This is a genomic window from Henriciella aquimarina (assembly GCF_002088975.1).
Taxonomy (GTDB): domain Bacteria; phylum Pseudomonadota; class Alphaproteobacteria; order Caulobacterales; family Hyphomonadaceae; genus Henriciella; species Henriciella aquimarina.
Genome location: NZ_NCST01000090.1, coordinates 1 through 9,972 on the forward strand (window position 1 = coordinate 1; position 9,972 = coordinate 9,972).

The following is a 9,972-nucleotide window of genomic DNA, read 5'->3' on the forward strand; positions in this document are numbered from 1 at the left end:
TGAGACATGGGCAAGAGATCAACGCCTGAAGAGATCATAGCGAAGCTGCGGGAGGTGGAGGTCCGCCTCGCGCGGGGTGAGACGACGGGTCAGGCCGTGCGTTCGATCGGGGTGACGGAACAGACATACTATCGGTGGCGCAAGGAGTATGGCGGGCTGCAGGTTGGCCAGGCCAAACGGCTGAAGGAGATCGAGAAGGAGAATGCGCGGCTGCGTCGCGCCATTTCTGATCTGACCCTCGACAACCAGATCCTGCAGGAAGTCATCAAGGGAAAGTTCTGAGCCCTTCACGCAAGCGCGAGGCGGTCGATCATGTGGTGGAGACACTCGGCGCAACCGAGCGCCGGGCCTGCCGCGTGATCGGCCAGCACCGTTCCACCCAGCGCAAGCCGCGTGTGCCACGCCAGGACGAGGATGTGCTGACAGCGGCCATCATCGCCCTGGCTGAACGGTTCGGCCGGTATGGCTACCGCCGGATCACGGCCCTGCTGAGACGGGATGGCTGGCATGTGAACGAGAAGCGGGTGTATCGCATCTGGCGGCGTGAAGGGCTGAAAGTGCCAATGAAACAACCAAAGAGAGGCCGTCTCTGGCTGAATGACGGCTCCTGCATCCGGCTGAGGCCGATGCACAAGGGCCATGTCTGGTCCTATGACTTCGTTCAGGACCGCACGCATGACGGCAAGGTGTTCCGCATGCTGTGTGTGATTGATGAGTTCACTCGCGAATGCCTCGCCATTCGTGTCGAACGCAAGCTCAACTCCCGCGATGTCCTAGACACGCTGGGCGAACTGTTCGTGCATCATGGCCCGCCGGAGCATATCCGTTCCGACAATGGCCCCGAGTTCATCGCCACGGCCCTGCGCGAGTGGCTTGGCCGGATCGGCGTGAAGACGCTCTATATCGAACCCGGTTCGCCTTGGGAGAACGGCTACTGCGAGAGCTTCAACTCCAAGCTCAGAGACGAGTTGTTGGCGAGGGAAATCTTCTATGATCTCAGGGAGGCGAAAGTCCTGATCGAGACCTGGCGGTGGCATTACAACACCGCGCGTCCGCACTCTTCTCTGGGCTACCGACCGCCCGCGCCACAAGCCATCTTGCCCGCGGCGTTCATACCGCCTTACTGTGGGGAGGTAGCGGCATGAACGCCGCTACGTGGGAACCGCCGGGCTAATAAATCTGGTGGACCACTCCGGTGGGGCAGACCACCCCGGCCCCCTGGGTTTGTTTCAGTCTGTCAGGGAATACTCTGCATCGATAACACGCTCATCGTCTGCGTCAGCGACATCTAGCTCAGAGATCACGTCCTCGATTGACCTCACGGTGTGATCAACCTTCCAACGTGATTCAATCGGCCCATGTCCCCGGTCGATGAGGTCTTTCGCTGCCGACAGCCTTGTGGCGGCAGGTGTGTTCTTGTCGGCAGCGAGTTCCGCCAGCACAGCCACGCCAAGTGTCGCAGCCGCGTTCAGCCGTCGCGTCAGCTCATCCCGCAAGGCTTCCAGCACCTTTGGATTTCGTAGCAGTTCATGACCGCGAACACGCGCTGCTGCGCGGCTGGTCTTCGCATAGCCCGCCGCCTGGGCAGCCGTGGCCGCTGCGCCTGTCCCGCCGCCGCTCTCAGCGTATGCGACCACAAACGCCGATTGCCGCTCTGTCAGGCCGCCAAACGTTACGGGAGTATCTTCCTTCGGTTGAGGCAAATTCCTAGACATAATGGGCCTTTCTTTCCCGGTGGCGGGGCGTACTGGTACTACGGCGGTGGTCAGGACGGGAATGACAGGTGCAGGAGAAAAACCCTTGCCGTCTTGAGCTGGCAACAACACCAAAGAATTCTTCTTTTTGCAAAACTCCCGTCATTGCCGTCATGCGATCCGCCTTTTCAGCGATTTTGTTAGCGGTTTGAGTTGCAGCCCGGTGAGAGCCCGGTGACCATCGGCTCTGACAGCTTGTACCTTTCCTTGGCTTGCAGCGATGACCCGCTTGCTGAAAGCAGCAGCTTTCGGTGTTGTCCGCTCATTGTATCCGTTGAGACTCGCCCATCGCTGGAAGTCCTCATGCAAGTGCGTTGTCGCGATAGGTGGTCCTTGAACGTAGGAACATCGTTCCGCGATCCATGCCTGAACGATGTCAGATGTGTGCGCCCACTCGCGCACGGCGGCGCGGCTGGAATCGAGTGGCATCAAGCCGCCACGCTGAATAATCCGGCTGGCCCCCTCAACCGCCCATGCAATGAGATTGTCGCCTTCCTCAACGGCGATGCGCTGCCCAATCTTCGGAATCCGCTCTTCTTCGGGAATAGTCCTGTTGAATTCTAAAATGGCAAGGCGCCTGATGACGCCCTCATCCATGCCGCCAGAAAAGCCGGGCAGGGTGTTCGTCGCAAAAAGATGCATGGCCTGTGGCTTGAAGCTCAATGCTGGCGCATAAACTTCGCGGCCTGTCACCACATCGCCCGTAATGACCGCTTTGAACACGTCGCTTGTTATCGCCCGTCCTGTCCCGAGTTCGGAGCAGAGATTCAGGGCTTTCCCGTTCAATTCGATTAGCTTGCGGTCGTCCCCGAAATCACCAGGCGGAATGCTGGACACCGCATGTGCCGGAAACAGCGCACGGAAGAGTTCGAGCACTTCGCTCTTTCCGTTTGCGGCTGTAACGCCGTGCAGGACAATCGCCTGCGGTGCAATCTGCTCCGTCATATGGCCAAGTAGGGCGAGGCCAAGACACTCCTTAAGGAACAGCTTCTTGTCTTCGTCGGCGGCGAAGCAGCCATCCAGCAAGGCGGTCAGGAGTTCGCTATTCTGGACGGGGCCGGGCGTCCATGATGCCCCAAGCACAAAGCGTTGAAGCTGCTCAGGTCTTTGCGCCGCTATCGACGCCTCGCCGTCATCATCGAAGGAGACAAATCCGTTCTCACAATTCACGCCTGCGGGTGGGCTGTCGAAATAGCCATCCCTGTGAGTTTGGTCCTTCAGGATGGACATGATGCTGTCGGCCTTGGGGGCAGATAGCTTGAGCGTGCCTTTCTGACCGAAGGCTGCGCCGTCGAATTCATATATGGCTTTGCGGATGCTAACTTTTTCAATCGTCTCCCAGACCTTGCCAGTGAACGCGTAGAAACGTCCTTCACTGTAGACGATTTCGGAGGAATACCGCTCACAAAGCTTGAGGTGCAGCGCATTGGCAACTTCGACGTCACTGCCGGTCATGATCCGCGAAAGGAAAGGGTCCACAGGGGAGGCACGGTCCAGCAGCGCTTCCAAAGCGTCTGCGCCATTCCGAACGAGGAAATCATCAAGCCCCTGTTTTGATCCGCTGTCTGCGCTAGGAAGATCGACAATCCTTACTTCCGCGCCGCGTTCAACCAGTAGCTTGGCTAGCGCGCGTTGAGCATGATCGATGTGCGGGTTTGTCGCCGCGTCGCTGTCGAAGACGATCCAGACAGACCGGCCTTCCCAGGCGAACTGCTCAAGTTCGGGCAAGAGCTGGCCATCGCGTTTAAAGCACCATACGCCGCTGAGACCGATTGTCGGGAACCCGTCGAGGCAAGCCTTTAAAGCCTTCTTCTCGCCCTCGGTGATAACAACAGGGTCCTCGGGCTTGGCGGCGGTGTCGGCCCAACGGAAAATACGGGTCATGGGGAAGTAGGCGTAAACGCCACTGCCTGCCGCCTGAACGTATCGTGGAAGGGGCTTGCGCACAAAGCCACGCTGAGCGCTGTCAGCAAGATACCGCAGTCGATAGAATGGGCGTGTCCCATGTCGGTGCTCAAGCTGCACGGGATCGCCATTGATGTCGTGGTAAGCGAAAGCAAGCGCTGGCGCATTGGCATATCCAGCGTCAACCGATCGTGCGTCCGGGCAAGGGAAAATGCCCGCGTCAGCTGCGTCAGATTCCGTGATGCCGCTGTCTTTTAAATGCGCGCGCGCTTGCTTGAACAGCGCGCTCTCGGTGCTGTCGGCTTTAGGCATATTCCCTCCGCGACATGGAGCACCCAACCGGGAGGCGCACATGGAAATGCGGAATGCGGACAGAGCATGACTTCAGGATTGGCCTTAGATACCGCCGCGCTCTTAGTTCTCTTGGGCTGCATTGGCCGTGCAGGTAGAAGTCGTTCTCTCTTTCGAGCCAGCCGGATGCGATTACGTCGAAGCCATCTTTGAGCTGCCAGCCTAAACCGGTTTCTTTGCCCGCAGGCGCTCCTTCGCGCAAAACCCAAACGTCGATGCGGAGTTCCGCACCCCCGAAATGCGTGCGAACACGCGCTTTAAAGTTTCGGCCAGCGTGCTGGAAAGAATACAGCGCGTGATATTCGGGATGCACATTTGTCGTCGGATCACGGCGGGACATGCTGCCTACATCCTGGGGGCATCGCCCGAATATGCCTTGCTCCAGTCCCGCGTTGACCGCTGCGAACATAACGCTTTCCCAGGCGGTTTCTGAGACAGCAGAATTGTCGGTAGGATAATGGGTCATGACGCACCCCCAGCATGGGCAGCGCGCTCTTCGATCCAGTCATTGATGTCCTGCTCGCGCCAGCGGACGGCAGAGCCGATATCTCCAGTGCGAAGCGGCTTAGGGAAACGACCCTCGCGGACATATCGCATGAGGGTCTGTTCGTGCACGCCCACGATCTGCGAGACGGTGCGCTTACTGAGAAGTTGAGTAACCATGAGTTTTCTCCACTGTGAATGACCAGCTCTGGCCGTCTGTGGAGAATGTTTCGCATCGCACTCTTATGCACTCTGCGACCAAAAGCGAATTGCCATCACACCTCGTCAACGGCGCTTCGGCGGCGATCCAGATTGTGTAGTGCCGCCTTCACGCCCTCAACTGTTATGCCAAGTGCGCGAAGCTGGTCGCCCCGACGTTCCACTCGGCGAAGCAGAGCGGCCCGGGCAGGAGAAGGTGCGCCAAAGCAATTACCTCCCCCTTCAGAATAAAAGCCGCCTTTTGTGCCAGGCGTCATAATTGCCTTTGCGATGTCGGCACCGCCGAGTTCGGCAATCATTTTGATGTATCTAAGATTTGGATCGCGTGATGCGGATTGCCCCCGACCGCGTTTGGGCACCAACTCGGCCAGCACTCTGAGGGCAAGAGCAAAGTCGTTGTGTCGATCGGAGTCGGCTCTCCAACCCCGACCGCGCTCGAAGCGACTGGCTTCGGCGTTCAGCCGCTGTCTGAATACGCTTGTCGTTCTGGAGATTTGAAGATGCTTGGATCGATGCTTCCTGAGATCGAAGCGGCAACGAAATAATGCACCGGCGAATTTTCTCAGATAGGACTCGCTTTCGGTGCACCGCCATTCATCGTCGTATAGGTAGTCGGCCAAAATTCTCGCATCCGAGCCCAGCAATTCTTCAGCGACTTCCTGTGATCGCTTTTTTTGGTTTTCGGTCGGCGTGAGAACGGAAAGCACATAGTCGGCGAAAGCTGTTTCGGCATTATCCGGTCGATCCGGATCAGGAAGGAACTCAATAATATGCGGCGCATCGAGAACCAGGCGCGCGATGCTTTTGGGTAGGCAATACTTCACATGTCGAGTATCACCGGAAGCGGTAGGAATGGCGGCGTCGATGATAACTTCGCCGTTCCGTTCAGCATCAACGTACCTCTGAAATGCAGCATTGGAATCACGCCATTGAGTGCTTCGTTCTGCGCGTAGGTGGTGGCGATGCGATCCCGCGCTTTGCTGCCAAGACGCCTTCATTCTTTGCCGAGTGATCTCATCGAATTCGGGATCAAAGGCATCGAATCTCTTCTGTGCTTCAACTGGATCGAAACTCATTTGACTGCCCTCCTGCCTAGCGGAACAACATTTGCAGGTTCCGGGTGGATAATCCGGTCGAGCAGTGCAGCCAGTGCTTCAAGTGCCTCGCGCTTTTCCTCGACATAGGCGTGCCGGTCATAGACACCGGCAACACCGGGTATAGCGTGGCCGAGCACTCGCTCAGATATGTCGGGGCTCACCCTGGCGCGTGACATGAGCGTGCGGCATGTGCGGCGTATGTCATGGACGGTCCAGTGGGGCAGGGGCTCGCCGTCGCGGGACTCGGTGATAGCCGCATCGAGAGCCGCTTTCAGCGCCGACCAATTGGCCAATTGCTTGGACGGGTCTCTCTGGGCAGGAAAGACGAGGCTGGACCCGTCAACTTCAGGCTGGGCGTCCACAACCGCCTTGGCTTCCAACGTGAGCGGCACAAATTGCGGGCGCTTACCCTTGTAGACCACTGCGGGGATTTCCCAGACGCCATCCGCGCCAATCTGGTCGCGTTGCATCTGTGCGACCTCTCCGAGCCGTTGGGCGGTGTAGAACAGCGACTTGAGCACCGCACCGTAGGTGCCGGTCAGGTGCGGCCAGATGAGCCGGATTTCATCGTCGCTGAGAACGCGAGTTCTTGCCCGGTCCTTCGGTTTTGTCCGGGCCATCCCCTTCACGATGGGAGAGACAAAATCAGGATCGCGCGTGGCATGCCAGTTCATCAGCTTGCGAAGCTGGGCGAGAACGCGGTCTGCCATGACCGGCCCGCCATAAGTCTTGCCATCCCGGCCCATGAACGCACCCGTCTCGATCAGATCGAGCCGTGCCACAATGTCTGGGCGTCGTATCTCATCAATCTGTCGGTCTTGCCAACCGGGGCGAAGGTAGAAATCGACGATACGTTTGTTTTCCGCATAGCTCCGGTTTGCTGTTGCATGCTTTTCGAGAAACAGGTCCGCCACAGCGCCGAAGCGGTCACGCGCCTGCTTCTCGGCTGCGGCCTGAACAGCAGCTTCATCGCTGGACCTGTCGCGCCGAGGGTCCACCCCGCGTCTGCACGAGCCAACCGTTTCCACTGCCCATGTACGGGCCTCAGTAAGCACGCTGATATGGGCGGGGCTATCATAAGTCAGCCGGATGGGCTGCTTCTGACCTTTGATCCGCGCGCGCACGATGAAGCTGCGATTGCCCCGCGCTGTTATCCTGAGGACCAGCGGAGACAACGAGTCACGTATCTCGACGCGTCCCGATTTCGGCGGACGCTGTTCAAGAACGGGTGGGGTCAGAAGTTTCCGGTGCATTTCGCCTGCCTCCTGCTACGGGGACACGCACGATGCACGAATCGTGCCGCTCAACGGTGTGTCCATCTGAGCATCAAAGCTGGCTATAGTTCAGAAAAAAACAAGCTTACACAAAGCACTACGTGTCGTCACTGTTCAGTTATGCTCAACGATGAGAAATCATGATAAGGATGCTGACATAACTTTTAATCAGTAGGTCACAGGTTCGAATCCTGTTGGGCGTACCAACTTTCCAGACCCCCGGCCCGGCAGGCTGACTGCCTCCGCGGGGCCTTCTCCCGGAACCTCTTTTCCATCCGATTGTTCGCTTTCAGGAGCGGCCCGCTGCCCGGATCCTGCCGGGCCGGTTGCCGTGGATGATGTCGGGCGAACGCACAAGGCCAGGATGGAGCGAGTGGCAGGCGAGCAATTTCTGATTCCGGGAGAGACCTGCTGGCGCAGCGAGCGCGCCGATAGCCTGCGCATCATCATCGACGGGGCCGACTATTTCACCGCCGTCAAGCGCGCCATGCTGGAGGCCCGCCACACGATCATGATGATCGGCTGGGACTTCGACACCCGTATCGAATTCGAGCCGGACGGCCAGACCATGGACGGGCCCGACACGCTGGGCGACTTCCTCGTCTGGCTGACCAAGACCCGCGAGGACCTGCAGCTCTACATGCTGAAATGGGATCTCGGCACGCTGCAGTCGCTTGAACGCGGCATGGTGCCGATTGCCGTGCGCCCGATGCGCCTGGCGCGCAATTTCCATTTCAAGCTCGATACCGAACACCCCACCGGCGCGGCCCACCATTCCAAGATGATCGTCATCGACGATCAGGTCGCCTTTTGCGGCGGGATCGACATGACGGCCGGGCGCTGGGACACGCGCGACCATCTCGACGAGCAGCCCTGCCGCGTCATGCCCGGCGATGGCGAGCCCCTGAAGCCCTGGCACGATGTGACCACGGCGGTCTCCGGGTCGCTGGCCGGCGTGCTGGGCGATCTGGCGCGCCAGCGCTGGTACCGGGCCACGTGCGACAGGCTCGATCCGCCGGAAGACGATGGCGGTGCGCCGGCCTGGCCGGACCTGGAGACGACCTTCGAGGATATTCCCGTGGGCGTGGCGCGGACCTATCCCGACTACAAGGATTTCCCGGAAGTCCGCGAGATCGAGGCGCTTTACCTCAAGGCCATCGCCGAGGTGTGCGAGACCTTCTATGTCGAGACGCAATATCTGGCGTCGGCCCGGATCGCACGCGCCATTGCCGAGCGGCTGGCCGAGCCGGACGGGCCGGAATTCGTTATCGTCCTGCCGCATGAGGCCGAAGGCTGGCTGCGCGAGAAGGCGATGGACGGTGCGCGCAAGCGGCTGCTCGAATATCTCTGGGCGAACGATCCGCATGACCGGTTCGCGGCCTATTACCCGGTGACCGAGGGCGGGGCCGGCATCTATGTGCACGCCAAGGTGCTGACCGTCGATGACCGGCTGCTGCGGGTCGGCTCCTCCAATCTCAACAACCGCTCCATGGGCTTCGACACCGAATGCGATCTCGCCATCGAGGCGGCCGCCTGCGACGATCCCGGGGCGGTCAGCGAAACCATCATGGGCCTGCGCCGGGACCTGCTCTGCGAGCATCTCGATGTCTCCGCGCAGGACTATGACGCGACGCTGGCGCAAGAGGGCGGCCTGATCGCCATGATCGAGGCCCTGCGCGGCGATGGCCGGTCGCTGAGGCCGTTCACCCGCAATGGCGTGAATGGCGATGCCAGCGTGCTCGCCGAGAACGAGTTCGCCGACCCCGAAGCCGTCGGCGACGGGCTGGCGGATCGGCTGGCCGGCGGGCTTCACGACCTTCTGGAGAACGCCGGACTGGAGTCCGAGGAAGACTGAGAACGAGCTCGTCTCGCCTGCGCGAGCGTCGCTCTGCGGCGTGCTTCCCCCTGACAATAAAGCGCTTTTACAGCCCACCGCGCAGGGCAGGGCATTGACAGATCGCGACCGCATCGATAAATAACTGACCGGTCAGTTAGTAAAGGCCTGCTGCATGCTCAGAGCGCGTACCGACGAAGCCAAGGATGAACGCCGCCACGCGCTGCTGGGCGCGGCGCTGGACGAGTTTTTCGAGAAAGGCTTTGCCGCCGCGCGCATGGTCGATGTCGCCAGGCGCGCCGGCCTCTCCAAGGGCACGCTGTATCTCTATTTCGACTCCAAGGAGGCGATGTTCCGGGCGCTGATCGAGACGCTGACCAAGCCCAGCATCGACCAGCTCGAACAGATGGCCGAGGCGGCCCATTCGCTCGAGGAGACCTTTCTCGGCCTGCGCCAGTTTGCGCCGGTCATCATCCGCGAGACCGATGTGCCCCGCCTCATGAAGGTGCTGATCGGCGACAGCCACACCTTCCCCGAAATCGTGCGCGCCTATCGCATGCAGCTGATCGAGCGCGTGCTGGGCATCATGACGGCGGTGCTGCGCCGGGCCCACAAGGCCGGGGAAATCCATGTCGCGGCCCCGGAGCTGACTGCTCGCCTCGTCGTCGCACCGATCATCATGTCCGGCATCTGGCAGGCGCTGTTCAGCGACGAGCCCGATGCCGCCGTCGATCTCGACGCACTGTTCCGGCTTCACACCGACCTTCTGCTCAAGGCGCTCAAGACTGGAGATCCATCATGACTGGCCGCCCCCTGTTCCGGCTAAGCCTTGCCGGGCTCGCCCTTCTCGGTCTCACCGCCTGTCTCGGCGAGGAAGAGCCGGCCCATCTCGGCTATGTCGAGGCCGAGTGGACCTATGTTTCCGCCCCCGCTGCTGGCCGCATCACCGAAATGCCGGCGAAGGAAGGCGAAAGCGTCGAGACCGGCGCGCTCCTCTTCCGCCTCGACAGTACCGCCGAGGAGGCCGCCCTGGCCGAGGCCGAGGCGCGGGTCAC

General features: G+C 60.3%; 9 protein-coding genes and 1 pseudogene. 4 read left to right on the forward strand and 6 right to left on the reverse strand.

Annotated elements, in window-relative coordinates; genetic code table 11:
- The first annotated feature begins 6 nt into the window (after positions 1 to 6).
- A protein-coding gene (locus B8784_RS14425) for an IS3 family transposase (protein ID WP_143435295.1) occupies positions 7 to 1,145 on the forward strand; the annotation gives its coding sequence in 2 pieces (ribosomal slippage) (positions 7 to 265 and positions 265 to 1,145; 1,140 coding nt in all).
- Between the two features lie 84 nt (positions 1,146 to 1,229).
- Here B8784_RS14425 and B8784_RS14430 read toward each other — a convergent pair.
- From B8784_RS14430 to B8784_RS14450, 6 genes are all read right to left on the reverse strand, one after another.
- Complete coding sequence (locus tag B8784_RS14430) at positions 1,230 to 1,826, reverse strand: terminase small subunit (RefSeq protein ID WP_233356158.1); 597 nt, start codon at positions 1,824 to 1,826, stop codon at positions 1,230 to 1,232.
- Between the two features lie 39 nt (positions 1,827 to 1,865).
- On the reverse strand, positions 1,866 to 3,971 hold the full coding sequence (locus B8784_RS14435; RefSeq protein WP_158085692.1) for a phage/plasmid primase, P4 family: 2,106 nt from the start codon (positions 3,969 to 3,971) through the stop codon (positions 1,866 to 1,868).
- On the reverse strand, positions 3,964 to 4,476 hold the full coding sequence (locus B8784_RS21370; RefSeq protein WP_143435520.1) for a hypothetical protein: 513 nt from the start codon (positions 4,474 to 4,476) through the stop codon (positions 3,964 to 3,966). Before B8784_RS21370 ends, B8784_RS14435 begins: the two co-directional genes overlap by 8 nt.
- Positions 4,473 to 4,673 carry a helix-turn-helix transcriptional regulator gene (locus B8784_RS14440; RefSeq protein WP_084398648.1) on the reverse strand — a complete coding sequence of 67 codons (201 nt, stop codon included), beginning with the start codon at positions 4,671 to 4,673 and terminating at the stop codon, positions 4,473 to 4,475. Before B8784_RS14440 ends, B8784_RS21370 begins: the two co-directional genes overlap by 4 nt.
- Before the next feature lie 95 nt (positions 4,674 to 4,768).
- Positions 4,769 to 5,788: a hypothetical protein gene (locus B8784_RS14445; RefSeq protein ID WP_084398649.1), complete on the reverse strand. Its 1,020-nt coding sequence runs from the start codon at positions 5,786 to 5,788 to the stop codon at positions 4,769 to 4,771.
- A complete protein-coding gene (locus tag B8784_RS14450; RefSeq protein ID WP_084398650.1) occupies positions 5,785 to 7,062 on the reverse strand; it encodes a tyrosine-type recombinase/integrase in 1,278 nt (425 codons plus the stop codon). Before B8784_RS14450 ends, B8784_RS14445 begins: the two co-directional genes overlap by 4 nt.
- Positions 7,063 to 7,456: 394 nt before the next feature.
- Between B8784_RS14450 and B8784_RS14455 the strand changes: the two genes are divergently transcribed.
- The 3 genes and pseudogenes from B8784_RS14455 to B8784_RS14465 all read left to right on the forward strand — a co-directional run.
- Complete coding sequence (locus B8784_RS14455; RefSeq protein WP_233356157.1) at positions 7,457 to 8,938, forward strand: phospholipase D-like domain-containing protein; 1,482 nt, start codon at positions 7,457 to 7,459, stop codon at positions 8,936 to 8,938.
- 154 nt (positions 8,939 to 9,092) lie between these two features.
- On the forward strand, positions 9,093 to 9,719 hold the full coding sequence (locus tag B8784_RS14460) for a TetR/AcrR family transcriptional regulator (RefSeq protein ID WP_084398652.1): 627 nt from the start codon (positions 9,093 to 9,095) through the stop codon (positions 9,717 to 9,719).
- Positions 9,716 to 9,972: pseudogene (locus B8784_RS14465) on the forward strand (biotin/lipoyl-binding protein); the annotation flags it as partial. The gene B8784_RS14460 and the pseudogene B8784_RS14465, both read left to right, overlap by 4 nt.